28 protein-coding genes and 2 pseudogenes are annotated in these 24,403 nt (G+C 58.2%); 14 read left to right on the top strand and 16 right to left on the bottom strand.

Annotated elements, in window-relative coordinates; translation table 11 throughout:
* Nucleotides 1-10 precede the first annotated feature (10 nt).
* The 7 genes from M1E16_RS20130 to M1E16_RS20100 all read left to right on the top strand — a co-directional run bounded on the left by M1E16_RS20130 (nt 11) and on the right by M1E16_RS20100 (nt 4,321).
* Nucleotides 11-403 carry a hypothetical protein gene (locus M1E16_RS20130; RefSeq protein WP_434672557.1) on the top strand — a complete coding sequence of 131 codons (393 nt, stop codon included), beginning with the start codon at nt 11-13 and terminating at the stop codon, nt 401-403.
* A 175-nt stretch (nt 404-578) separates the two neighbouring features.
* Complete coding sequence (locus M1E16_RS20125) at nt 579-851, top strand: hypothetical protein (protein WP_458128212.1); 273 nt, start codon at nt 579-581, stop codon at nt 849-851.
* Between the two features lie 198 nt (nt 852-1,049).
* Entirely contained in the window at nt 1,050-1,751 is a 702-nt protein-coding gene (locus M1E16_RS20120) for a transposase (protein ID WP_458128211.1), read from the top strand.
* A 388-nt stretch (nt 1,752-2,139) separates the two neighbouring features.
* Complete coding sequence (locus tag M1E16_RS20115) at nt 2,140-2,514, top strand: endonuclease toxin domain-containing protein (protein WP_434697117.1); 375 nt, start codon at nt 2,140-2,142, stop codon at nt 2,512-2,514.
* A 1-nt stretch (nt 2,515) separates the two neighbouring features.
* Nucleotides 2,516-3,046 carry a contact-dependent growth inhibition system immunity protein gene (locus M1E16_RS20110; RefSeq protein ID WP_458128210.1) on the top strand — a complete coding sequence of 177 codons (531 nt, stop codon included), beginning with the start codon at nt 2,516-2,518 and terminating at the stop codon, nt 3,044-3,046.
* 191 nt (nt 3,047-3,237) lie between these two features.
* A complete protein-coding gene (locus tag M1E16_RS20105) occupies nt 3,238-3,939 on the top strand; it encodes a transposase (protein ID WP_434656419.1) in 702 nt (233 codons plus the stop codon).
* A gap of 61 nt (nt 3,940-4,000) precedes the next feature.
* Nucleotides 4,001-4,321 carry a colicin gene (locus M1E16_RS20100; protein WP_458128209.1) on the top strand — a complete coding sequence of 107 codons (321 nt, stop codon included), beginning with the start codon at nt 4,001-4,003 and terminating at the stop codon, nt 4,319-4,321.
* 548 nt (nt 4,322-4,869) lie between these two features.
* Here the strand turns inward: M1E16_RS20100 and M1E16_RS20095 are convergent.
* From M1E16_RS20095 to M1E16_RS20065, 7 genes and pseudogenes are all read right to left on the bottom strand, one after another.
* Nucleotides 4,870-5,496 (bottom strand): annotated as a pseudogene (locus M1E16_RS20095) (helix-turn-helix domain-containing protein); the annotation flags it as partial.
* A 169-nt stretch (nt 5,497-5,665) separates the two neighbouring features.
* A pseudogene (locus M1E16_RS20090) lies at nt 5,666-5,965 on the bottom strand (IS4 family transposase); the annotation flags it as partial.
* Nucleotides 5,966-6,014: 49 nt separating this feature from the next.
* A complete protein-coding gene (locus tag M1E16_RS20085) occupies nt 6,015-6,314 on the bottom strand; it encodes an addiction module antidote protein (RefSeq protein ID WP_458128208.1) in 300 nt (99 codons plus the stop codon).
* The gene (locus M1E16_RS20080) at nt 6,307-6,609 is read right to left on the bottom strand and encodes a type II toxin-antitoxin system RelE/ParE family toxin (protein ID WP_434601506.1); all 303 of its coding nucleotides are present in this window, start codon (nt 6,607-6,609) and stop codon (nt 6,307-6,309) included. The genes M1E16_RS20085 and M1E16_RS20080 overlap by 8 nt, the downstream gene beginning before the upstream one ends.
* Before the next feature lie 102 nt (nt 6,610-6,711).
* Complete coding sequence (locus M1E16_RS20075) at nt 6,712-6,984, bottom strand: hypothetical protein (RefSeq protein WP_434601505.1); 273 nt, start codon at nt 6,982-6,984, stop codon at nt 6,712-6,714.
* Between the two features lie 243 nt (nt 6,985-7,227).
* Nucleotides 7,228-7,959, bottom strand: a complete 732-nt coding sequence (locus M1E16_RS20070; RefSeq protein WP_458128207.1) for a DUF899 domain-containing protein — start codon at nt 7,957-7,959, stop codon at nt 7,228-7,230.
* Nucleotides 7,960-7,978: 19 nt separating this feature from the next.
* Nucleotides 7,979-8,116 (bottom strand): hypothetical protein, encoded by a 138-nt coding sequence (locus M1E16_RS20065; RefSeq protein WP_458128206.1) that lies wholly within the window; start codon nt 8,114-8,116, stop codon nt 7,979-7,981.
* Between the two features lie 25 nt (nt 8,117-8,141).
* Between M1E16_RS20065 and M1E16_RS20060 the strand changes: the two genes are divergently transcribed.
* Complete coding sequence (locus M1E16_RS20060; RefSeq protein WP_305499510.1) at nt 8,142-8,534, top strand: transcriptional regulator; 393 nt, start codon at nt 8,142-8,144, stop codon at nt 8,532-8,534.
* A gap of 125 nt (nt 8,535-8,659) precedes the next feature.
* On the opposite strand, the gene M1E16_RS20055 is transcribed toward M1E16_RS20060, so the two are convergent.
* The 3 genes from M1E16_RS20055 to M1E16_RS20045 form a co-directional block, all read right to left on the bottom strand.
* Entirely contained in the window at nt 8,660-9,526 is an 867-nt protein-coding gene (locus M1E16_RS20055; protein ID WP_458128205.1) for a DUF6279 family lipoprotein, read from the bottom strand.
* An 80-nt stretch (nt 9,527-9,606) separates the two neighbouring features.
* On the bottom strand, nt 9,607-10,317 hold the full coding sequence (locus tag M1E16_RS20050; protein WP_434572544.1) for a TorF family putative porin: 711 nt from the start codon (nt 10,315-10,317) through the stop codon (nt 9,607-9,609).
* 197 nt (nt 10,318-10,514) lie between these two features.
* Nucleotides 10,515-10,703 (bottom strand): hypothetical protein, encoded by a 189-nt coding sequence (locus M1E16_RS20045; RefSeq protein WP_018607615.1) that lies wholly within the window; start codon nt 10,701-10,703, stop codon nt 10,515-10,517.
* Nucleotides 10,704-11,021: 318 nt separating this feature from the next.
* Between M1E16_RS20045 and M1E16_RS20040 the strand changes: the two genes are divergently transcribed.
* Together M1E16_RS20040 and M1E16_RS20035 are read left to right on the top strand one after the other, a co-directional pair.
* Entirely contained in the window at nt 11,022-11,858 is an 837-nt protein-coding gene (locus tag M1E16_RS20040) for a CvfB family protein (RefSeq protein ID WP_434572546.1), read from the top strand.
* 427 nt (nt 11,859-12,285) lie between these two features.
* The gene (locus tag M1E16_RS20035) at nt 12,286-13,740 is read left to right on the top strand and encodes an NCS1 family nucleobase:cation symporter-1 (protein ID WP_458128204.1); all 1,455 of its coding nucleotides are present in this window, start codon (nt 12,286-12,288) and stop codon (nt 13,738-13,740) included.
* On the opposite strand, the gene M1E16_RS20030 is transcribed toward M1E16_RS20035, so the two are convergent.
* Nucleotides 13,741-14,913, bottom strand: a complete 1,173-nt coding sequence (locus tag M1E16_RS20030) for a YbfB/YjiJ family MFS transporter (protein WP_458128203.1) — start codon at nt 14,911-14,913, stop codon at nt 13,741-13,743.
* Nucleotides 14,914-15,016: 103 nt separating this feature from the next.
* On the opposite strand from M1E16_RS20030, the gene ptrR reads away from it, so the two are divergent.
* Nucleotides 15,017-15,910, top strand: coding sequence for a putrescine utilization regulator PtrR (gene ptrR / locus M1E16_RS20025; protein ID WP_434697130.1), 894 nt, complete (start codon nt 15,017-15,019; stop codon nt 15,908-15,910).
* 139 nt (nt 15,911-16,049) lie between these two features.
* Entirely contained in the window at nt 16,050-16,178 is a 129-nt protein-coding gene (locus M1E16_RS20020; RefSeq protein ID WP_256222727.1) for a PA1414 family protein, read from the top strand.
* Nucleotides 16,179-16,468: 290 nt separating this feature from the next.
* On the opposite strand, the gene M1E16_RS20015 is transcribed toward M1E16_RS20020, so the two are convergent.
* The 4 genes from M1E16_RS20015 to speB all read right to left on the bottom strand — a co-directional run bounded on the left by M1E16_RS20015 (nt 16,469) and on the right by speB (nt 20,983).
* Nucleotides 16,469-17,857 (bottom strand): sodium:solute symporter family protein, encoded by a 1,389-nt coding sequence (locus tag M1E16_RS20015; protein WP_434672549.1) that lies wholly within the window; start codon nt 17,855-17,857, stop codon nt 16,469-16,471.
* Nucleotides 17,858-18,058: 201 nt separating this feature from the next.
* Nucleotides 18,059-19,564, bottom strand: coding sequence for a purine-cytosine permease family protein (locus M1E16_RS20010; RefSeq protein WP_458130351.1), 1,506 nt, complete (start codon nt 19,562-19,564; stop codon nt 18,059-18,061).
* A gap of 51 nt (nt 19,565-19,615) precedes the next feature.
* Nucleotides 19,616-20,023 carry a YybH family protein gene (locus tag M1E16_RS20005; protein WP_434697133.1) on the bottom strand — a complete coding sequence of 136 codons (408 nt, stop codon included), beginning with the start codon at nt 20,021-20,023 and terminating at the stop codon, nt 19,616-19,618.
* A 9-nt stretch (nt 20,024-20,032) separates the two neighbouring features.
* Complete coding sequence (gene speB, locus M1E16_RS20000; RefSeq protein ID WP_045155351.1) at nt 20,033-20,983, bottom strand: agmatinase; 951 nt, start codon at nt 20,981-20,983, stop codon at nt 20,033-20,035.
* Nucleotides 20,984-21,327: 344 nt separating this feature from the next.
* On the opposite strand from speB, the gene M1E16_RS19995 reads away from it, so the two are divergent.
* Both M1E16_RS19995 and M1E16_RS19990 read left to right on the top strand, forming a co-directional pair.
* A complete protein-coding gene (locus tag M1E16_RS19995) occupies nt 21,328-22,221 on the top strand; it encodes a LysR family transcriptional regulator (RefSeq protein ID WP_434572557.1) in 894 nt (297 codons plus the stop codon).
* Nucleotides 22,222-22,223: 2 nt separating this feature from the next.
* Complete coding sequence (locus M1E16_RS19990) at nt 22,224-22,817, top strand: tRNA-uridine aminocarboxypropyltransferase (protein WP_458128202.1); 594 nt, start codon at nt 22,224-22,226, stop codon at nt 22,815-22,817.
* Nucleotides 22,818-22,976: 159 nt separating this feature from the next.
* On the opposite strand, the gene M1E16_RS19985 is transcribed toward M1E16_RS19990, so the two are convergent.
* Nucleotides 22,977-24,341: an HlyD family type I secretion periplasmic adaptor subunit gene (locus M1E16_RS19985; RefSeq protein ID WP_458128201.1), complete on the bottom strand. Its 1,365-nt coding sequence runs from the start codon at nt 24,339-24,341 to the stop codon at nt 22,977-22,979.
* Between the last annotated feature and the right edge of the window lie 62 nt (nt 24,342-24,403).

Raw genomic sequence — 24,403 nt, 5'->3', positions numbered from 1 at the left:
TAGGTGACGTATGTACGCATTGCCAGATGATTTTGATTTTTTGTTATTGTCAGGGTGTTACTTGGAGGTGGTTAGTTTTGGGGTGGCAACCACTAATCTAGATTTTGCACGTCCGCAGACGGTCCCCGGTATACCTCCCTATAAGGTCTCGTTCTGTATAGAAGGAAGGTTGTCATATAAAGTGGACGGTGTCTTAGGGTGTCGAGAGTTTTCAGACTCGTATACGAGTGCGCCCTTATTAGATTTACTGCTCCAAGATGTCGTTTCGGTTAAAGCGTTTGAAGGCGCAACGCTGGAAATAGCATTCAGCTCCGGTGACTTGATCGTTCTTGAAGCAGATGGCGAAAGTGGCTATGAAGCTTATTCGATTTATCTGGATTCTGGTGACGTTATAGTAATTTAGTTTTTAGAGAAAAGCAGAGAAAAGGGGACAGATTTATTTTCTGAGCCTGTGGTGATGCGGAGTGATCAGGCCCTGGTTGATTGTGTAGGGGCAAAACTGATCGGAAAATAAATCTGTCCCCTTTTTTTGCGGAGTCTGCAAGTCGTTCAGGCGGGAAGGATTTAGGTTTTTAAATATGAGTGATGAATTTACATCAATAGTACTGGGTGATGAATACGATGCGGTGTTGCGTAACGCCCTACACATTGTTTTAGTCAGGCTTGGTGCTGTAGGACTTGATAAGTCATGGGCGGTTGGAGGCTCTCAAGAAATTGAAGTCACAGAGGTTGAGTTGATGGGTGGTAAAGTTAAAATTGAGTCAGAAACATTCGTAGGTCTTACTATATTCGGGCCTGAGTTTATTATTGATAAAACAGTCGATAAAGTGCGTCAGGAACTTTCTCTATAAGTAAGGTCTGAAGTAAGCCAATTTTAAATGACCTGAGTTGATCTGGCACCGGCCTTGCGCCGGTGTTTTGCACCCTGTCTGCACCCTTCCTATATCTATCCTGTAGTCCTCTTGCACTCAAGCTGAAGGGAAAAAGGGGACAGATTTATTTTCTGAACCTTTGCTACGCTGAAAGCTTCCACGGAGGAGAGATCAAATATGCCCAGGATGGGACGTATTGTTTTGCCGAATTATCCACACCATATCGTGCAGCGCGGCCATAACCGTCAGGTGGTTTTTGCGGCTCCCGAGGATTATCAACGCTACCTGGCGGATCTGCACGAGCTCAAGGATGCTTTTGGGGTTAGGGTCTACGCCTATTGTTTGATGACCAATCATGTCCATCTGCTGCTGGCCCCGGGTGAGTCGATCGCTGGGTTGGGGCAGATGATGAAGGCTTTAGCGGCACGTGCCACGCGTTACCGTAATCGGCTGGAAGGGCGCTCCGGTACCCTATGGGAAAGCCGTTATAAATCCAGCGTAGTGCAATCAGACGCTTATCTTCTTGCCTGTTGTCGTTACATAGAATTGAATCCTGTACGCGCTCAAATGGTGGCCGACGTGGCAGATTACCAATGGTCGAGCTACGGAAGCCGGTTGGGTGATGGGCCTGACAGCGGATGGCTGGATGTCGATCCCTGCTTCGTTGCTCTAGGCGCTACGACTGTGGAGCGGCGTCGTAGATATAAGGATTTCGTGCGGGAAGCTATACCTACAGAGCAGGTCCGATTGATCCGTGATGCATTGCAGCGAGGTCAGTTGGCCGGGACAGGGCGCTTCGTTGATGAGGTAGAGCGAATTGTTGGTATTCGGGTAGAACAACGAGGTCAGGGGCGGCCAAGGGGGAAGAACGGAAAATAAATCTGTCCCCTTTTTGTAATACGGATTCTTTGTGGTCCCGGACCGAGACTGGCAAGGTCCCTGAAACTTGGAAGAAGCAATTTGGCGAGGAGAGCGCTACCGCTTACTTGAGGGAAATTGCTGGGGTTTCCAGTAGCAGGGACGAGTTCAACGATTTGGTGCAAAGGGTTTCAACCATCGTTGGCGGTGGGATCAAAAGCGTCACTTGGGATCTGGAAGCTGCGCTTGCAGCTACGGGGGCGCCTGCGGTATTAAGGGCGTTGCTGGCTAGGCGGCTTGCTGCGGCTGGTGGTGCTGATACGGTGCTGGTGGGTGCAAAGCAACTGGCGGGGCGGTAGACCGTGCTACTACTGGGATTGAGTGGGGTAAAGGTATCCAAGGGCAGGGCATGCCTTGGGAGGATTACCTTGGGACGCAACTGCCAGCTGGCTCTCGACTACCGCCAAACTTCAAAACGTTTGATTTTTTTGATAGAGCGACCGGTGTTGCGACTAGTGCAAAAACACTTGATACGACCACTGCGGCTAAAATGGCCAATCCAAGTCAGGTTTATTCATCGCTCAAAGGAAATATTGATACCGCCGCAGGGTTTACTGAGTACGGTTTGAAAGACATAACAGTATCCTCTAGTCAAATTACTAGTCGTGAATTGCAAGTGGCAGTTCCAAAGGCTACGACGAGTGCTCAGTGGGATCAAATTAATAGAGCTATTGAGTACGGTCAGAGCAAAGGCGTTACGGTGAAAATTACCAAGGTAGATTAAGATGAGTGATGTCGTAAAAACAGCTTGGGCAGATGCGAAAATTAATAAAGATTTTATTTTCGTAAAAACTTTTTCTGGCTATCGAAGTAGCCAAGCAGATCCGCAAGGTGTGGAGCATTTTTTCAGCCCTGACGCTGCCGATAAAGAGCTAGGCCTTGCTGTGCTTGACGCCTTGGCTCATAGCCGATTTGTGCTTCCCGAGCCGCGAAAGGATGTTTGGATTCATCCTGAAGCTACTTTTGATATGGAACTCTACGACTACAACCTGACCAATCAACGATATGATCAATGGGTTGGCAGCACTTTGGAACGCTATGGCTACAAGACCAAGCGTGCATTATTTAAAGATATGAAAAAATGCAGTATCGAAAGTAAGAGAGGACAGATAACTATTCGCCCTAGCCATCACGAAAAGCTAGAAGCCTGGAGTGGCAAGGGCGTAAGTGAGAGTGACTATGTCATTATCCCCTGTGGTAGTTGCCCTTCTGATGTAGGTGCTGCGTTGCGCTTGGCTTTTAGTCGGTGCACTTAATGTGTAGAAGTTTCGAGTTGATCTGACACCGGCCTTGCGCCGGTGTTGTTTTTTCCGCTTACTGCAAAACCTCCCGTCCTTCACTGCTCGCCTTGGTCGTGGCCTGAGCGATCAGGGCATCGAGAAAAGGGGACAGATTTATTTTCTGAACCTGCGCTACGCTGAAAGCTTCCACGGAGGAGAGGTCAAATATGCCCAGGATGGGACGTATTGTTTTGCCGAATTATCCACACCATATCGTGCAGCGCGGCCATAACCGTCAGGTGGTTTTTGCGGCTCCCGAGGATTATCAACGCTACCTGGCGGATCTGCGCGAGCTCAAGGATGCTTTTGGAGTTAGGGTCTACGCCTATTGTTTGATGACCAATCATGTCCATCTGCTGCTGGCCCCGGGTGAGTCGATCGCTGGGTTGGGGCAGATGATGAAGGCTTTAGCGGCACGTGCCACACGTTACCGCAATCGGCTGGAAGGGCGCTCCGGTACGCTATGGGAAAGCCGTTACAAATCCAGTGTCGTGCAGTCAGATGCTTATCTCCTTGCCTGTTGTCGTTACATAGAATTGAATCCTGTACGCGCTCAAATGGTGGCCGACGTAGCAGATTACCAATGGTCGAGCTACGGAAGCCGGTTGGGTGATGGGCCTGACAGCGGATGGCTGGATGTCGATCCCTGCTTCGTTGCTCTAGGCGCTACGACTGTGGAGCGGCGTCGTAGATATAAGGCTTTCGTGCATGAGGCCATACCTACAGAGCAGGTCCGATTGATCCGTGATGCATTGCAGCGAGGTCAGTTGACCGGGACAGGGCGCTTCGTTGATGAGGTAGAGCGAATTGTTGGTATTCGGGTAGAACAACGAGGTCAGGGGCGGCCAAGGGGGAAGAACGGAAAATAAATCTGTCCCCTTTTTTCTGGGAAAAATGGTGCCCATATTGTTCCAGATGCGAGGAACTGAGATGCTATTCGCGAAAAAATTGCCGGATTGGCTCGTGGCGTGCTTCCGCGTTGCGCTACTTGGCGAGATATACCCTAATATTAGAGCCATCGCCGTCGGATATCATGATAGTGGTTCTGTGTTAATTCGATACTATCTTGATCGTCAGCCAACAGACTTTGATTTGGAGAGCCTAGAGGTTGTAGCTACAAATTTAGATGCGCTGGGAGGGAAGGAGCAGGCGATCAAAAAAATTGATATCCAGTGCGTGCATGCGGAGGGTGCTAAGCGAGATTTAGATTCGATTAGTGGATTTTTATACTCTAGGCGAGAGCACGAATAAAATGGTGCAAAGGGGACTGTCGGAGAAAAGGGGACCGGAGAAAAGAGGACGGATTTATTTAACGCAGTTTTGCTTTTTTGGTGGTCCTTTTTTTTTGGCCGTCTTTTGCGAAAATATCGGCTTTCGCGGAGTGCAATGATGAAGCAGCTAGAGTTTGAGAAGGTAGGTGATATAAATATTTTTTTCCATATTTGTGTGTGTATTTTAAGGGTGGGAGTGAGCCGTTTATGGATATTGGAACATCTGAGAAGGGGGTTATTGAATTTAACTTTTATTCGAGTAAGAAAAATGTAGTTCTAAACATGTATCAGTGGAGTGAGCTATCTGAACGTGCTCAGCTTTTTCTAAAAGCTGAATTGCAGAATAAAGAATTCGAGTAATAAAAAAAAGGAGAAAGAGGGCAGATTTATTTTTCTCGTGACTAGCGGAGCGCTCCACATCTCGATCTGTTTTGCAGTGTGATGAAGCGGAGTGATCAGGCCCTGGTTGATTGTGTAGGGGCAAAGCTGATCGGAAAATAAATCTGTCCCCTTTTTTCTGCTTTTTTCTCGAATGCGCTCCGGCAGACCATGCTCACGAAACACCTGAGTAAACACCGCCTGGGTTTCCTGGAAGTTGGTGTTAGCCATGCTGTGGCAAGCGAGCAAGAAACGACTGGCATGGTCCATGATCGTCAATGGATAGCACCAGACACCCGCACCTGTCAGGAATTGGCCTTTGTAATCGGCGCTGAATAGCTGGTTGGGAGCCTCTGCTTTCTGCAGTGGTTTGGGATAAACCGCCACCCGTTGACGCAATCGGCGTGGTTTGACCAGCTCAGCTTTCTTTAGAATGTTGTAGATCGACGTCTTTGATGGCGGCGTCTGGTCAGGGAAACGCTCGAGCAAAGCCGCCTGAATTTTCTTGGGGCCAGGCTCTGTCTCACCCCGACCGCGTAATTCAATGATCGCCTCACGGACAGCCAGGGGCACTACCCATTCCTGGGTAAGCCGACGACGACTATGTTCTTCCAGTCCCGCCGGCCCTTCCTTCTCATACCGCTCGACCCATTTATAGCCAGTCTTGCGACTGATCTCGTAAGCCTGGCAAAGCGCACTGAAGCTTGGCGGGCCTTTGATGTAGTCCGCGATGAATAGCAGTTTCAGGTCCATAGGTTTCAGCTCTCGCCATGGCATGGTCAGATCCTCGAAAACCGACCCTGCCAGTTAAAAACTGTTACCTATGTGAGTGAACTGATTTGTAACCTATGTGGGTGAGTCATACCCCGTCCCCTTTTTGGTCCCCTTTTTGAAGGTGGAAAAAGGGGACTGGAAAAAAGAAAAAAGGGACAGATATGAATGGCGCTTACTTAACCTTCTTCGGGTGACCATTCTTCCTGACCTCGGCCCTGGCTGATCGACGTGTTTTCATCAGCATGGGGTAAGGCTTGGGTCTTCGTTTTATGGCGCGCGGCTCAACCCTGCCAGGACGCCTTCCAACACGTTTCTGGGCGATCAGCTCAAGCAGATTCAGCATTTGATCTTCTTGCTCCTGAACCCCGTACTGCCTCAACGCAAGGCACAGTTGAAGGCTATGTTTGAAGCTCAGCTCGCGAGGCAGACAGTCGGCCAACAGAGCTGATTGCGCCATGAGCATCCGTATCAGCTAGTTAGCCGTTAAGTAAGCGCCACTCGAATCTGTTTCCTTTTTTCTTTCACGACCCCGTATGCGTGTGTGGCCGAGCCGTCATGTCGACGCCAAATGCCTTCATGACCGCCAGCATTGTTTTCAGAGTGGGATTACCATGTTCGCTAAAGGAGCGGTATAGCTGTTCGCGCGACAGGCCCGTTTCCCTGGACAATTCGGTCATCCCCTTGGCTCGTGCGACGACTCCCATCGCTTTGGCGATATAACTTGCATCGCCGGTTTCTAAGGCATCGCTTATGAACTCCGCGATGGCCTCGGGAGTGCAGAGGTATTCTGCTGGGTCGAATTCGGTAAAAATCTCAGTCATTTTGTGCTCTCCACGCCTGCATTATCTGGTGGGCGGTTTCAATGTCGCGGCTCTGACTGCCCTTGTCACCCCCGCAGAGCAGAATCACCAACATGTCGCCCTGCCGGTAGAAATACACCCTGTAGCCAGGCCCATAGTGAATTCGTAGCTCACTGATACCATGGCCGACTGGAGCGACATCGCCGGGTAAACCCTCTATCAGTCGATTGATCCGTGAGGTGATACGAGCTCTACCGGTGTCATCCTTAAGCTTTTTCAGCCAGGATCGGAATTTGCTGGATTCGATTTTCTTCATAAAATGTAGTCTACAAAATACAGAAAAAGCAAGGCTGCATATTTAGCAGCAAGCGTGAGCCCATAATGTGAAACGGGCGACCCCGAAGGTCGCCCGTTTTCGTTATCCGGCAGCCTGCGCCCGCAACCGTCTTCCGATCACATCCATCACGTCACATCCATCGCGCAGAGAAATCGTCAACAGCTTGCAAAAGTCGGATAGCACGACGGTATCGGAGCTGATTTCTGAGCGGAACGCGATATTTTCCAGCACTTGGGTTACGCAACGGATGCGGTAGTCGGCGGTTTCGAAAAGAACGTCGAGTGGGGCTTCGGTGTCGATGAGCAGGGTGGCGGGTGTGCAGTCGACGCCGGTGATGGGCATGTATCTGGTCATAGCAAGAGACTCGGAGGTTGATGAGTCTCTCTGTTGATTCGGGTCGCCAAACCCGGTCGCTATTTTTGGGCGACGAAGGACTATAGGCCGACCTTCTCCATCGCCACAAGACACCGTTTTCCGAGCTTCATGTAGGGCGTTTCGCTTGGCATCTTTCGGCTTAAAGCAGGCGCCTGCTGCGCAGTCGAGCGGGAGCAAGCTCCCTCGCCACGGGGCGGTGCTCGACTTCGGGTGGTTGGCGCTTCAGCCATGGCAGCAGCTGTGGGGCTTGGCTTCCTGGTATTTATCGTGGTGGCGCACCCAGTCCATGATTTCGTCTTCGTTGCGGCCTTTCGGCGTGAGGTCGAGGTAGTTGTAGGTGCCGACCAGGATGTCGAGGCCGCGGGCGTAGGTGGAGTAGGTGTGGAAGATATCGCCGGCTTCGTTGCGATAGAAGACGCTCAGGCCTGGGAGTTCGCTTTCGGCGCTGTCGGTTTTTTCGTAGTTGTAGGTCGCTGTTCCGGCGGCGCTGTCTTGGGCGTTGAAGCTGACGCCGAAGTCGTGGTTGAAGTCGCAGCCTGCCGATGAGACCCAGTCGAAGGCCCAGCCCATGCGCCGTTTGAACGGCTGGAATTCGGCGAACGGGGCGTGGGAGACGGCGACGACGGCGACGTCGTGGTGGGCCAGGTGTTGGTTGGCGCCGTCGATGTGGTCGGACAGGAACGAGCAGCCCTGGCAGCCCTCGGTCCAGCCGGGGCCGAACATGAAGTGGTAGATGATCAGTTGGCTGCGGCCGCCGAACAGGTCGGCCAGGCTCAGTTCGCCGTGGGGGCCTTGGAAGCGGTAGGGTTTTTCGACTTTTACCCAGGGCAGCGCGCGGCGTTCGGCGCTGAGTTTGTCCCGTTCGCGGGTGAACGCTTTCTCGTGGGCGAGGTGTTCGCGGCGGGCGGCGAGCCACGCTTCCCGCGAGACGACCTGATGGTGCTCGATGTTCATGGGGCTTCTCCTCAGAGACTCATTGATCGACGATTGCACTGGCTAGTCGTTTGGCGGCCGGCGGATTCGACAAACCGTTGGTCGGCGTGGGAAAGACGCCGCCGGTAAACCCGGCTGAACGGCGCCGCACCGCCTCGGTCACAAACTGAGTAGGCATCTCACTCTCTAGAGGATGGACCAGGATGACGACTTATAACTGGGACTTGATCGAACGGTTGCTGCACGAAGTGCAAAACGGCGCCGGCCACAGTTTTACCCCTCGGCCCTATGCGGAGCAGTACGCGGCGGAAAAGGCGGCTCTGGGCGAGGACATCGAGAACCTCGATCATCTGAAAGCGGTTGCCGGAGAGTATGAAAAACTGCTGCTGGAGCGGGGGTACATCGAGCCGCGGCCGGAGGAAGAGGGCGGCAATGGCGAGAATTTTGTGCTGACGCCACGTGGCTCGCGGTTGTTGAGCCTGATCGACAGCAGCATTCCGGGCAATGATCATCCGCGCCAAGTGCTGGATGAGCAGGAAGATGCGCTGGATGAGTTTACTTTTGATGATCTGGCTTCGAAGGCGCAGATTGCCTGACATATGCTCACTGAACACTGTGGGAGCGAGCTTGCTCGCGATGGCGATCTAACTTTCAACAGATATGTTGCCTGTCGAACCGCTATCGCGAGCAAGCTCGCTCCCACATTGGATCTCAGTGGTCTTTAAGATCGTGCTGCTTTCAGGCACTTCAGATCGCTGAAATCCTTCTTCACCCCGTCAATCTTCTTCAACAGCTGTTCACGCTGCGTCGGGGTGCTCTGTACCATGAGGTCCACCAACAGGCTGCGGGCCTGGGCTTCGGTTTTGTTGTAGGCCTCGCGGTAGGCGGGCGTCCACAGGCTTTCGCGGTTCACCAGTAATTGCTCGATGCGTTTCGGGAAGTCGGGGCTGTGGCGCTGGGCGACGGCTTCGCTGAACTGGTTCTGCCAGTGGGCGCGGTTAGCGATCCATTGCTGGTTCTGGTCGCCAAGCGCGGTGGACCAGGCTTGTACGCGTTGGCGCTGGGCGTCGTTGAGCGGGCCGATCCAGTCGTTCAGGCGTTTTTCCATGCGCTCGGCGCGTTCCTTGATCTGTTGTTGCAAGGTCGGCTTGAGGTAGTCCCGCTGGCGTTTGCGTTGATCCTTTATGAATGCGGCGTCCATGTCGGCCACTTGGTCATCGCTCAAGCCTTGTAACAGTTCGGTGGCCGATGGGGTGATTTCCCGGGCGGTTTCGGCGATGGCGGCCTTGGCTTCGCGGGTGCGTTGCTGCAGGGCTTCGTCGGTCACCTGGTCGGTCTGCACCATGGTTTTGAGGCGATCGAGCCAATCCAGGTAACCCGGCAGTTGAGTGGTGCAATGCCAGCTCAGGTGTTCCTTGAGGCGGTCGTTGAACCAGTCTTTCTGCTCGCCGTTTATTTCCAGGTAATCGTTGAGGGTCCAGGGGATGATCAGGTCGAGGTTGCGGTAGGCCAGGCCGACGCGGCTGCAAGCGGTGAGTGTCAGCAGCAGGGCGATGAACATGGCGGTGCGTGTTAACCAGCGCGACATGAGCGAGTCCTTGCGAAGGCGGAGGTGCTTTGTTTGAGCATGGCAGGCGCGCGGCAGTTCAGCCGATTAATAAGTAACGCTTAGTAAAAAGGATGGGCCATCTTGAGGGTCAGCAAGCTGTCGCATTCGCTGTTGTGGCCGGAGTAGGCGGAGCAACTGCTGCCGCTGAGGCTTGAGTCGCTGTAGATCAGGTCCAGGTCGATGCCTTTCCATGGGCGGGAGATTTTCAACGACCAGTCACTGAAGCTGCTGACGTAGCCGTTATCCACGGAAACAGGCGAGTTGAGCTGGTGGGTGGTGTATTTGGCGCTGATGCCAATGCCGAACGGCACGTTGCCGCCCAGGTCGGCGAACAGGGTGCTGTTCTGTTTGTCCGGATCGTTGCTCAAGGCGGCGCCGAAGCGGCTGCCGAGCAGGGTCAGGCCGCCGTAGAATTCCTGGCTGTCGAGAGTATCGACGGTAGGGTAGCTGTAGTGGATCAAGCCGACTTCGTAGCCCAGGGTCTGGTCGAAGGGTTGTTTAAAACCCATGTAGGAATCGATCTCAAGGTCGGCGGATACGCCGGCGCTGGGTGACCACTGGCCGACGTACCAACCGCTGTCATGACTCAGGTCCAGGCCACCGTGGAACGAGCCGGTGCTCGACGGCGTGACCAGGCCTTGGGCCATGCTGCGGCTGGGTGTGGTGCCGAGTTTGAGATCGAAGTCGCCGAGCTCGCGCTGGAACACCTGCCCATAAGATGCGGGGCAAGCGAGCAGGCTGAACGTCAGCAAGACAACAGGAATGCGCATGCTTCACTCCATGAATAGCGAGGAGCAGGGAATCGTAACCAAGCTGAAACGCTTGAGCTAGAGAGGTGCAAGCATACCGGCGAATGCCCGGCAGCGATGGCCGTTCGTCGATTTATGCGTGAAGGGGGTCAAGCGGGGGAGATTCCAGTCCAAGCGCTTCGAGATTCAAAGCGCTTTGGGACCAGGTGAAACGGGGATTACTTCTTGCCCAGGCTGATCTGCTTGGACGGACCGAAGGTCTGGCCGCTGACACCTTTGGCAATCTGCTGGATTTCGCCGCCGGACTTGAGGAACGCAGCGATCTGGTCGTTGATCGACTCGCTGGTTTCAACGGCTGGAGCTGGCTTTGCTTTGCTGTTGGATGCTTTTACGCGCATGACGGCCATTAACCTATGGATAATTAATTGGGCCAGGCATCGTACAGGAAATACTTGACAATTGCTTGGTAAATATCCCTCCGGAATATAGCGCAGCGAGGCCGGAAATATTACCGATTTATGTACGTTTATCGCCCTAAGCCACTGTTTTAAATAACAACCTTTGACGTGGTTCGGGCTCGAAATGTGGCGATTCGCCCTCGCTGCCGTCTGACGAATGGCCGCTCCCTCGCTGAAAACCCAGGAAAATCAACGGCTGCACCGGCGACCACGAATCACGCGGCAAAACCGGGTAGAATGCCGCCCACGTAATGAGGGTATCTGGAAATGGCTTTAGTCGGGCGCTACAACAGTTTGCAAGTGGTTAAACATACCAACTTCGGTTTATATCTGGATGGCGGCGCGGACGGCGAAATCCTGCTGCCCAACCGATATATCCCCAAGGATATTCCGAGTGAAGATGAAGACTGGCTCAATGTTTTCATTTATCTGGACAGCGACGACAAACTGATCGCTACCACGGAAAAACCGAAAGTCCAGGTAGGCGAGTTCGCCAGCCTGAAAGTGGTCGAGGTCAACAGTATCGGCGTATTCCTGGACTGGGGGCTGCCCAAGGATCTGCTGCTGCCGTACTCCGAAGAAAAACGCCAGATGACCGCCGGCGAATACTGCGTGGTACACGTCTACCTCGACAAACACACCCGCCGCATCACCGCCACGGCGCGCCTGGACCGTTATCTGGACAAGACCCCGGCCAACTACACGCCAGGTCAGGAAGTCGATCTGCTGGTTGCCGAAGCCACTGACATGGGCTTCAAGGCAATCATCAACAACAAGCATTGGGGCTTGATCCACAAGAACGAAATCTTCAAGTTCATGCGCGCCGGCATGCAGGAGAAGGGGTTCATCAAGGAAATCCGCCCGGACGGCAAGATCAGCCTGAGCTTGCAGCCAGTCGGCCAGGAAGCGGCGACCAGCCTCAATGCGAAGATCCTCGCCAAGTTGCGCGACAACAACGGCACGCTGCCGGTCAGCGACAAGAGCGACCCGGCGCTGATCAGCAGCCTGTTTGGCGTGAGCAAGGGCAACTTCAAGAAGGCCATTGGTGCGCTGTACAAGAATGGACAGATTGTCATTCATGCGGATCGTATTGAGTTGGCCTGATCGCACTACTGGGCCTGTGGCCTGTGGGCTTCTGGGCTCTTGATCTCATGGGCTTTTCATCTCGTGGCGAGGGAGCTTGCTCCCGCTGGCCCGCGCAGCGGGCCCCGGCGTCCTTCCTGAGCCACCGTGGCGATAAAGATATTATTTGGGGCCGCTTCGCAGCCCAGCGGGAGCAAGCTCCCTCGCCACGGTGATCTTCGCTGTATACAAAAAATTGCACCCTAAGCATGCACCCGCGCCCCGTTCGTGGGCGCATGCCTGTGCTCGCTCGGCCTCCCCTTGCTCTGCAAACCGCGGTTTGTCTCGGATCTCGCGCCTGTGGCACGCATTCTGCGTAGAAACCCGTATACAAACCATGCCGGCTCCCGTGCGCAGTGTGATGGACAATAAATTCGGGGGCACGGCGGTACTCAAAAGGAGCCCCGCAATGTCCGAGCAATTGCCCAACGGCTACAGCCCCCGTCTCTATAACGAAGACCTGGGGCCACTGCCGCAGAAATGGAATTGGTACAACATCTTTGCGTTCTGGATGAGCGACGTGCACAGCGTCGGCGGCTATGTGTTTGCCGCCAGCCTGTTCGCTCTGGGCCTGGCGAGTTGGCAGGTACTCATTGCGCTGCTCGGCGGGATTTGCATTGTGCAGTTGATCGCCAACCTGGTCGCCAAGCCGAGCCAACAGGCGGCGGTGCCTTATCCGGTGATATGCCGGCTGGCGTTCGGCGTGTTCGGAGCGAATATCCCCGCGGTGATCCGCGGCCTGATCGCGGTGGCCTGGTATGGCATCCAGACCTATCTGGCGTCCAGCGCACTGATCATCGTGGTGCTGCGGTTCTTTCCTTCGATGGAAGCCTACGCAACGCGGCATTTTGCCGGTTTGTCCTACCTGGGCTGGTTCGGTTTCCTTGGGTTGTGGTTTGTCCAGGCGCTGGTGTTCTGGACGGGCATGGAGTCGATCCGGCGTTTTATCGACTGGGCCGGGCCGGTGGTGTATGCGGTGATGTTCCTGTTGGCCGGCTGGATCGTCTGGAAGGCCGGTTGGAGCAACATCAGTTTTACCCTGGCGGAGAAATCCTTGTCTGGCTGGCAGGCGTTCGGCCAAGTGATCGTGGCAACAGCCCTGGTGGTCTCGTATTTTTCCGGCCCGACCCTGAATTTCGGGGATTTCAGCCGGTACTGCCGGAGCATGTCTGACGTGCGTCGGGGCAATTTCTGGGGGCTGCCGGTAAATTTCCTGGCCTTCTCGCTGGTCACCGTGGTGATTGTGTCCGGGACGTTGCCAGTGTTCGGCGAAATGCTCCATGACCCGATCGCCACCGTGGCGCGCATCGACAACGACGTAGCGGTGTTGCTGGGGGCTTTTGCCTTTGTGACCGCGACCATCGGCATCAATATTGTCGCCAACTTCGTGTCCCCGGCCTTCGACTTCGCCAACGTGGCACCGAGCAAGATCAGTTGGCGCGCCGGCGGCATGATCGCGGCGGTGGCCTCGATTTTCATCACGCCGTGGAACCTGTTCAACAATCCTGAAGTAATCCACTACACCCTGGACGTCTTGGCGGCGTTTATCGGCCCGTTGTTCGGCATCTTGCTGGTGGATTACTACCTGATCAAAAAGCAGCAGATCGACGTCGACGCGCTGTTCAATGATGGGCCGAGCGGGCGTTATTACTACAGCGGCGGCATCAACTGGACGGCGGTCAAGGCGTTGATTCCGGCGACGCTGATGGGCGTAGCAATCACCTTCACACCGCTGCTGCAACCGATGGCCAACTTTGCCTGGTTCACCGGGTGTTTCCTCGGCGGGGTGCTGTATTTCGCCTTGGCGCGGCGTGAGCCAGCCCTACAACTGAATACCTCGCTCAACCCGGCTGGCCAGGCCTGATCAGCGCAGGGCGGTCTGCGCGCAGGGGCTCGTCGCGCCACGTCTGGCGGGCCGCAGCAACAGTCCGCCGGCCAACAGCAGTCCGCTGCCGGCGACGATCAGTGCCGGTTGCAGGCCGCCACTGAAATGGCTGCTCAGCGCCGCCAGCAGGGGGCCGCTGAGCTGGCCGATGGCAAAACACGCGGTCAGCAGGCCGATGTTGCGCTGGGTCGCGTGGGGCGCCAGCTCCCGGGCACGCATCACCATCAGTTGCATGCAGGCCAAGAACGGCGCGCCACAGAGGAAAACGCCCAGGGCCAGGCCCGTGCCGCTGCCCAGCAGGCAGGCAAACACGCCAGCGGCTTGCAGCCACAACGTCGCCATCAGCCAGCGACTGGTGGTGTTCGGGTTCGGCCGGCGCAGGCTCACCAGCAGCACACCGGTGGCGGCGGCCAGGCCGAAGCAGGGCCAGAACAGGTCGGCCTGCCATTGCCCGTGAAATTGCGCCGAAGCCATCTGCGACAGAAACGTCGCTGGAATGATGTAGCCCACGCCATACAAGGCGTAGACCACGCAAAGACGGGCGATGCCGCTGCTGCCGGAAGCGACGACTGGCGCTGCGAGGGTGGCCGCCGGCGCGGGTTTCGGCAGGGCCGGCAGGATGACCAGCAGCATCAGCAGTGCCGCGCCGGCATACACCAGCCACAAGGTGGCGGCTGTCTGGCCCAACAGGTTCGAGCCAAGGGCCAGCAAGCCCGTAAGAAAAATCCCCATGCCCGGCCCGGCAAAGACCAACGCGCCCAGCCGAGGCCGTCCCGCTGCCGCCGCCAGGGGTTGGCTCAACGCGGTGATCATCACCATCACCCAGGCGCTCGCCACGCCGGTGCCAAAGCGCAGCGCCAGGTGCGGCCAGAAGCCCCAGGCCCAGAACGACGCCAGCGTCAGCAGCACGCATAACCACAGGCCGCCCAACAGCCGTCGCTGCACCTGTTCGGCGCGACGGGCGAACATGGCGTCCAGCGCGCCGAGGAAGTAACCCAGATAGTTGGCGGCGGCAATCAGACCGGCGGCGGTCAAGTCGACCTGACCTTCGCCGATCAAATGAGGTAACTGCGGTGTAAGGGCGAAGCGGCCGATGCCCATGGCCATCATCAAGGCAATGAAGCTGGCGAGCAGGCGAATCAAGGGCGACATGGTCGATCTCCGGCGTCGAGGTGATTGACCGTCAGGCTAGAACCGATTGACTTTCATTAAAAATGAATAATAGTGAGTAACTTGTTCTTTTTTGGAGAATGTCGTGGAGTTCAGCCAGTTACGGATTTTCCAGGCCGTGGCCGAGGAAGGTTCCATCACCCGGGCGGCCGAGCGCTTGCACCGGGTGCCCTCGAACCTCTCGACCCGGCTCAAGCAGCTCGAAGAGCAGCTTGGCGTAGACCTTTTCCTGCGCGAGCGTCAGCGTTTGCAATTGTCGCCTGCGGGAAAAGTCCTGTTGGACTACGCGACCAAGCTGTTCGCCCTGCATGACGAAGCCCATGCGGCGGTGCAGGGCGGCCAGCCGGCCGGAGATTTTGTGTTGGGCACGATGTACAGCACAGCGGCGACCCACTTGCCGGACTTGCTGGCGGCTTACCACCGGGCCTACCCGGCGGTGAACCTGCAAGTGCAATCGGGGCCGAGTGGAGAATTGCTTGAAGGTCTGCTCACCAATCGCCTCGATGCGGCGCTGGTGGACGGTCCGCTGGAGTTGGCCGGGTTGGATGGCGTGCCGTTGTGCGACGAGCGGCTGGTGCTCATCACCGAGGCCGACCACCCGCCGGTGCGCAGCGCGCTGGACGTGCAAGGCCGTGCAGTGTTCACCTTCCGGCGTGGCTGTTCCTACCGGATGCGCTTGGAAGCCTGGTTCGCCCATGATCATGCGACCATGGGCCGGGCGATGGAAATCGAGTCGTACCAGGGGATGCTGGCCTGTGTGATTGCCGGCTCCGGAGTGGCGCTGATGTCCGAGTCGATGCTCGCCAGCCTGCCGGGGCGGGAACGGGTAAATGTGCATGCGTTGGCCGAGCCGTTTGCCAGCGCGACGACCTGGTTGATGTGGCGCAAAGGCATGGTCGGCGCCAACCTGAACGCCTGGATCGAGTTGCAGCAACAAGCGTGGCCGCGGGCGCCAATGATCACGGCGCAATCTGCTTGAACTCCCCGCGTGGGATTTGGATCAATTCAGTAACAGATCATTGCAATCTGTAACGAGCATTGCGTAGGACTTCGGACTATTATCAGTGCGAAGGGGCCACAGAAATCTGCCGCTCGCACCACCCTGAGGGGGCACCACGATGAAAGAGAAAATCCAGAACTGGCTTCACGACTTGGGTGTCGCGCTCGGCCTGATCGAACCGCCCATGCAGCCGATCCCGATCCGCACCGACGACGAGCAACGCCGCCGCCAGCCGCGCCGCCGGTAAACCCACTTTTTTGGAGAGATCGCAGTCTCGGGCCGTTTCAATTGAAACGGCCCGAGACTGCGATCTTTTTTATTTGTGTCATGAGCCCTCCTGTGGCGAGGGAGCTTGCTCCCGCTGGCCTGCGCAGCGGGCCCCGGCGTCACGTCTGACACACCGTGGTGATAGATGCATCTTGGGGCTGCTGCGCAGCCCAGCGGGAGCAAGCTCCCTCGCCACGGGGATCGATTTGGCAAAAAAGGGGCATGGCCGCCGACGCCATACCCCTCGAAGAAAACTCTTCTGCTACCTGATCAAACCGCCTTGGCCACCACCTCCGACCGTGGCGACAGCAGGCTCACCACCACGAAGCTCACCAACGCCACGCTCAGGCTGTAGTAGATCGGCGTGTTCGCATCCAGGCCATCCTTGAACATGAAGAACAGCGCGGTGACGAAGCCCAGCGACATGCTGGTGATCGCGCCGGCGGTGGTTGCGCGTTTCCAGTAGATCGCCCCGATCAACGGGATCAGCATGCCGCCGACCAGCAGGTTGTAGGCCAGTGTCAGGGCGCTGATCACGTCGCTGACGACCAAGGCGATAGCCAATACCACAGCGCCCAGCAGCAGGGTCGCGATACGGTTTTCGTGAACGTCGCCGTCGCCGCTTTCACGGCCCTGGCGCAAGCGGGGCAGCAAGTCCTGGACCACCGTGGTGGATGCTGCGAGCAGGCCTGCTGCGGCGGTGGACATCAATGCCGCCAACGCGGCTGCGATCACCAGGCCGCGAATGCCGTTCGGCAGGCTGGTCTGTACCACGCTGGCGAAGGCGTTGTTGACGTTTTCCAGGTCCGGCAGCAAGACTTTGGCGGCCATCCCGATCAGCGCACCGGCAAGGCCGTAGAGCACGCAATACAGGCCGGCCGCGGTGCCAGCGACTTTCGCCACGCCTTCGCTGCGGGCGGTGAACACCCGTTGCCAGATGTCCTGGCCGATAAAGATGCCGAAGAAGTAGATCAGGAAGTAGGTGAGGATGGTGTCCCAGCCGATGGCGGTGAAATCGAAATAACGCGCCGGCAAAGCCGCCACCATTGCATCCCAACCGCCGGCATCGACGATCGACATGGGCATCAGCAAGAACACCAGGCCGATGGTCATGATCAGGAATTGGACGATGTCGGTCAGGGTCAGCGACCACATGCCGCCGATTGTGGAATAAAGAACCACCACGCCGCCGCCCACCAGGATCGAAACCCAGAAGGGCAGGCCGAACAGCACCTGCATGACCGTGCCGATGGCGATGGTCGAGGTGGCGCCGATCATCAGCGCATAGACCAGCATGATCACCGCGCTGGCGTGGCGCGCGGCCGGGTTGTAGCGGCGCTCCAGCACTTGGGTCACGGTGTAGATCCTCAGCTTGAGCAACGGCTTGGCGAGGAACAGGCTCAGCCCGACGATGCCCAGGCCGATGGCGCCGCACAACCAGAAGCCGGAAATGCCGTGGACATAGCCCAGACGCACGGTGCCGATAGTCGACGCGCCACCCAGTACGGTGGCGGCCATGGTGCCCAGGTAAAAACCCGGACCGAGGTTGCGCCCGGCGACGAGGTAGTCGTCACGGGTCTTGGCGCGGCGCATGCCGTACCAGCCCAGGGCGATCATGCCGGTGGCGTAGATGAGAACGACGATTAAATCCAAGGCCATGATGGCGTGTCTCCGTTGGTCTTTTTTATATGGGGCGAGGCTATTGGCGCTGACACCGCAGCCTCACTGCGAACGGGCTTTCGTGGCGAGGGAGCTTGCTCCCGCTCGACTGCGCAGCAGTCGTCGCTTTCAATTCAGAAAACCTTGGGGTCGCTGCGCAACCCAGCGGGAGCAAGCTCCCTAGCCACGGGAATTGGTCAGTCAGGCGGCCTGTCGCAGTTCTGGCGGGTTTAGCGGGTCAGCGCTTCGCGGATCCTGCGGCCCATACACCGCCGCCGGTTCCGGAAACAGCCCGAGCAACAGCAGGTACACCACCGAGGCCAGCCCCAGGGTCACCGGCAGGCTTATGTCGATGCCACCGGCCAGCTCTCCCAACGGCCCGACGAATTGCCCCGGCAGGTTGACGAAGCACAGCCCCACCAGTGCGCTGGGAATCCACGCCCCCAGGCCGCGCCAGTTCCAGCCATGGCTGAACCAGTAGCGCCCGCCGGTTTCGCCACGAGTGAAGACTTGCAGGTCGTCCGGGCAGTAGAAGCCGCGGCGCACCACCAGGCCGATGATCATGATCACCATCCACGGCGTGGTGCAGGTGATGATCAGCACGGCGAAGGTCGAGACGCTCTGCACCAGGTTCGCGGCGAAGCGCCCGATGAAGATGAACGCAATCGACAGCACGCCGATCAGCAGCGTCGCCTTGACCCGCGACAGCAGCCGAGGGAACACGCTGGACATGTCCAGCCCGGTGCCATACAGCGAGGTGGTGCCGGTGGACATGCCGCCGATCACCGCGATCAGGCACACCGGCAGGAAGAACCATCCCGGCGATACCACCAGCAGGCCGCCCACGTAGTTGTTCGCAGCGATGTAGTCCGGCGCCTTGATCGCGACGATGGTGGCGGTGGCAAGGCCGAACAGAAACGGTATCAGCGTGGCCAACTGAGCGGCGATGACCGCCAGCATGATGCGTGGCTTGGGCGTGTTGCGCGGGATGTAGCGCGACCAGTCGCCGAGGAACGCGCCGAAGGAAATCGGGTTGCTCATGGCCACCAGCGCCGCGCCGATGAAGGCGGCGTAGAAGCCCGGCTGGCCGAGGCTGACCGTGCCGGCGAACTGGCTGTCGAAGCTCGGCGCGAAGGCGAAGATGCCCAAGAGGAACAACAGGCTGGCGGCCCACACGGCGATGCGGTTGACCCACAGCATGAAGCGAAAGCCGTAGATGCACACCGTCAATACCAGCAGGGCAAACAGGCCGTAGGCCAGGCCCAGGCTCAGGTCGGTTTCCGGTACGCCGACCAGTCGCTTGGCGCCGCCGATCAGCGCGTCGCCCGAGCTCCACACCGACAGCGAGAAGAACGCGATGGCGGTCAGCAGCGACAGGAAGGAGCCGACGATTCGCCCATGGACGCCAAAATGCGCACCCGAGGACACGGCGTTGTTGGTGCCGTTGAGCGGGCCGAACAGGCCCATCGGCGCGAGGATGATCGAACCGACCAGTACCCCCAGCACGATTGCCCAGACGCCGGCCTGGAATGACAGCCCGAACAGCACCGGAAAGCTGCCGAGCACCGCGGTGGCAAAGGTGTTGGCGCCGCCGAAGATCAGTCGAAACAGATCCCCTGGGCCGGCGGTTCGTTGGTGGTCGGGGATCTGTTCGACCCCGTTGGTTTCAATTTGCGTAAGGCTTTTATCGTTATTGTTATTCATGATCTGCTCCGATCATCGAGGCGCGTTCATCGGATGTGAACGTCGCCTGCTTGGCTAAGGGGGTGGCAGCCCTTCCGGCATTGCGGACAAATGTTCATGACAGGCCAGCCATAGGCCTTGTTGTTCTTGGCGAAACACGATGGTTTCGCGCTCCTGGCTAAAGTGCAGCTCCCCTTGCATGCGCAGCTCGGTGGCCACGTCATGGATGAAAATCGCCACGTCCCCTTGCAGGCTGACGAAGGCGTTGCTCGAGGTGCAACGCAGCACCTCGAAGCCATCCTCGGCGCGCCAGCGGTCCCACAAGGCCTGGTAGGCCTCGCGTGACAACAGCGGCTGTTCGAGCGTGTAGAACACGAAGCTCGCATCAGCGCTGAAAGCGCCGAAGTAAGCCTCGCGGTCATTACGGGCAAAGGCCGACACCAGCTCGGCGGCGGCCTTGAGAACCTGATCTGGATGGCTCATGGCGGCGCCTCAGCGATGGACCACGCCGGGCAGTACGCAGAGCATCTCGTACAGCAGGTTGGCGCCCAGCAGCGAGGTGTTGCCGGTGGTGTCGTACGGCGGCGAAACTTCTACCAGATCGCAACCGACCAGGTCGAGGCCCTGGCAGCCACGGACGATCTCGATCGCCTGGATGGTGGTCAGGCCGCCGATTTCCGGGGTGCCGGTGCCTGGCGCCCAGGCCGGATCGATGCCGTCGATGTCGAAGCTCAGGTACACCGGGCCGCCACCGACTTTCTCGCGCACTTCGGCCATCAATGGGGCCAGAGACTTGTGCCAGCATTCTTCGGCCTGGACCACACGGAAGCCCTGGTTACGGCTCCAGTTGAAATCCTCGGCGGTATAACCCTGGGCGCGCAGGCCGATCTGCACCACGCGATCGCAGTCGAGCAGGCCTTCTTCCACGGCGCGGCGGAAGGTGGTGCCATGGGCGATTTTCTCGCCGAACATGTGATCGTTCACATCAGCGTGGGCGTCGATGTGCACGAGGCCGACCTTGCCATGCTTTTTGTGGATCGCCCGCAGGATCGGCAGGGTGATGGTGTGGTCGCCGCCCAGCGTCAGGGGGATGACGTTGTGTTCGAGGATCTTGTGGTACGACTCTTCGATGATCCGCACCGCGTCCAGCAGGTTGAAGGTATTGATTGCCACATCGCCAATGTCCGCCACCGACAGCGAGTCGAACGGCGCGGCACCGGTGGCCATGTTGTAGGGACGGATCATCACGGATTCGGCGCGGATCTCGCGGGGCCCGAAGCGGGTACCGGCGCGCAGGGAGGTGCCGATGTCCAGTGGCACGCCGACAAAGGCAGCGTCCAGGCCGGCGGCGGTGGGCAAATGGGGCAGGCGCATCATGGTGGCGATGCCGCCGAAGCGCGGCATTTCGTTGCCGCCCAGTGGTTGGTGAAGAATCTTGTCCACGGGTAGGGCCTCATCGTTTGTTTTATTTATCAGGGGCCGATTCTGCGAAAAGCCTTCGCCGTGAAGAATCGCTGGCGGCAAATACTTAGTTCAGATTTTTCTAAACTAATGGTAAGTGGGGCGATAGACTCCGCAGCAGCGCAATCCTGGGGCAGACGATTAACCTCTGTGGCGAGGGAGCTTGCTCCCGCTCGATGGCGCAGCCATCGCAAAACCAGCCAACGCGGTCTGCCTGATACATCAAGGTGAATGGTTTTGGGGCCGCTTCGCAGCCCAGCGGGAGCAAGCTCCCTCGCCACAAAAGCACGGCAGGCTCTGTATATGTGTGATCTGGAGATACCCCCATGGCCAACGCTCTACCCGACCTGAAACTGCTGCGCATTTTTGTCAGCGTGGTCCGGCACCAGGGGTTTGCCAATGCCCAGCACGAGCTCAACCTTTCCACGTCGGCGATCAGCACCTACATGAGCCAACTCGAATCGGCCCTGGGCCTGGTGCTCTGTCATCGTGGGCGGGGCGGGTTCAGCCTGACCAGCAAAGGCGAGCTGTTCCATCAGGAAACCCTGCGCCTGTTGGGCGAGCTCGAAGGTTTCGAGCAATACGCCGCGGCGCTCAAGGGCGAGTTGCGCGGTACGCTGAACCTGGGCGTGATCGATTCGACGGTCAGCGACAAGGCGTTGCCGTTCGCCGAAGCCATCGGCGCCTACAGCCAGGAGCACCCGGCGGTGCATTTGCACTTGTCGGTCATGAGCCCCTACGAGTTGCAACTCGGCGTGCAGGACAATCGCCTGGACCTGGCCATCGGCGCGTTTTCCACGCGCATGAGCGGGCTGGTCTATATGCCGCTGTACCGCGAACAGCACTGGTTGTATTGCAGCAACCGGCATCCGTTATTCAACGAACGGCGCATCCCCGAACAACTCATTACCCAGCAGCGTATGGTCGGGCGCGGTTACTGGAGCCAGGCCGAACTGGCGCGCCACGGCTTCAAGCACAGCGCGGCGACGGTAGAAAGTATGGAAGCGCAACTGATTCTGGTGCTGTCAGGTGCCTACATCGGTTATCTGCCCGAGCACTACGCCCAGGCCTGGGTCGACAAGGGCGATCTGCGCGTGCTGCTGCCGGCGACCTTTGGTTATCAGGCGCCGTTTTCGATGATCGTGCGCCGTGGCCGCAGCCGCGAGCCGCTGATCCAGACCTTCCGTGATCTGCTCAAAGCTCAACTGAACCAGGCCTGACCATGTCCAGAATTCTATGCCCGCGTTGCCACCGTCCGCAAAGCCATTGCCTGTGCCCATTGATCCCCAGTCTCGACAGCCGCACCCGTGTTCTGCTGTTGCAGCATCCCAGCGAGGTGAACCATGCCTTGAACACGGCGCGGTTGGCGGCATTGGGCCTGAACAACGCCGAATTGATCGTCGGCGAGGTGTTCGAGGATTTGCCCAGGTTGCTCGATCAACCGGGCTATCAGGCGCGGTTGTTGTTTCCCGCCGACGATGCGCAGCCGATGCAAGCCTACGGTCCCAGCGATGACCCGCTGCTATTGGTCGTCCCCGACGGTACCTGGCGCAAGGCGCGCAAGCTGCTGCACCTGAACCCGTTGCTGGCGGCGCTGCCGAGGGTCACCCTGGCCGACGGCGGCGTGTCCCGTTACCGCTTGCGCAAGGCGCCCGGGCCGGGCGCGTTGTCGACGGTGGAGGCGATTGTCCAGGCACTGCAAACCCTCGAAGCACCGACAAGTTTCGAGCCGTTGCTGAGGCCGTTCGAGGCGCTGATCGAGGGGCAGATCGCGGCGATGGGGGAGGAGATCTTCCAAAAAAACCATGGAGGTTAGAAGAACCCTGTGGCGAGGGAGCTTGCTCCCGCTCGGCGGCGCAGCCGTCGTAAAACCCGCTGGCGCGGTCTGCCTGACCCAACGAGGTGAATGGTCTCGGGGCTGCTACGCAACCCAGCGGGAGCAAGCTCCCTCGCCACGGGTTGAGTGGAATCCGGCTCAGCGCTCACGCATCGCCTCGGTCCGCGCCTTCAACACCGGCTTGAGCAGGTAATCCAGTACACTTTTCTCCCCGGTGATGATGTCCACCGTCGCCACCATCCCCGGGATGATCAGCAACGGTTTGGCATCGCCGCCCAAATGGTTTTTATCGGTGCGCACCTGGATCAGGTAGAAGCTGTTGCCCTTGTCATCGGTGATGGTGTCGGCGCCGATCAGTTCGAGCTTGGCGCTCAGGCCGCCATAGATCGTGTAGTCGTAGGCGCTGAACTTGACCATGGCTTTCTGGCCCGGGTGGAGAAAGGCCACGTCTTGTGGGCGGACCTTGGCTTCGATCAGCAGGTTGTCCTCCAGTGGGACGATTTCGACCATGTCGCTGCCCGGCTGGACCACGCCGCCAATGGTGTTGACCTTGAGCTGCTTGATCACCCCACGCACCGGCGAGACCACGGTGGTGCGGGTCACCCGGTCATCGATGGCGATACTCGAGGCGGTGATTTTCGACAGCTCGGTGCGTTTCTCGTTGAGCTCCTTGGCCGCGTCGGAGCGGAAGGATTGCTCCGATTCGTCGATCTTGCTCTTGATCTCGTTGATCGCCGACTCGGCCCGAGGGATCGCCAGGGTGGTGGCGTTGAGTGAGCCGCGCACCTCCACCGCGCTGCGCTTGAGCCGGAGGATTTCCACCGGTGAAACCGCCCCGGTGCGCACCAGCGGCGCCGACATGTTCATTTCTTCCTGCAGCAAGGACAGGGCCGAGCTGAACTGGCCTTGTTTGGAGCGAAACTCGGCGAGTTCCTGGGTTTTCTGCCGCAGCTGTTCGGTGAGGGTGCGTTGCTCGCTGGCCAGGCGCCGCTGGCGTTGTTGATACAACGAACGTTCGTCCTCGGCCACTTGCGGGGCCTTGGCGGTCACCTCTGCCGACAGCGCAAACGGCCGCCCTTCAGCCTCGGCCGACAGGCGTTCGACCTGGGCCGTGAGGGCATAACGATCGGCCTCGCTCTCGCCCTTGTTTGACAGGAACCGCGTGTCATCCAGGCGCAGCAGGGTCTCGCCCTTGTTCACCATCTGGCCTTCGCGCACGAAGATCTCGGTGACGATGCCGCCTTCCAGGTTCTGGATCACCTGGATCTTGCTTGATGGGATCGCCTTGCCTTCGCCCGTGGTGACTTCCTGCAGCACGGCCAGTTTGGCCCAGACCAACCCGCTGACAATCAGCCCGGCGGCCAGCCACACCGTCACGCGCGAACGCCGGGGCGAGTCCTGCAATGTCGCGCTGGCGGTTTCCGGCATGAACTCGCTTTCGGCGCTTTTGCTGAAACTGCCGAAGTAGCTTCGGGCGGCTGAATCAGGTGTTTGAGCTGGCATGGGGGCAGTACCCGTTGGTTAATTAAGATTTACTGAGTGCTGCTTTTGTGGGGAGGAATAGT

It is taken from the genome of Pseudomonas sp. Z2-11 (assembly GCF_054161305.1).
This window is presented reverse-complemented; position numbering and strand designations above follow the sequence as displayed.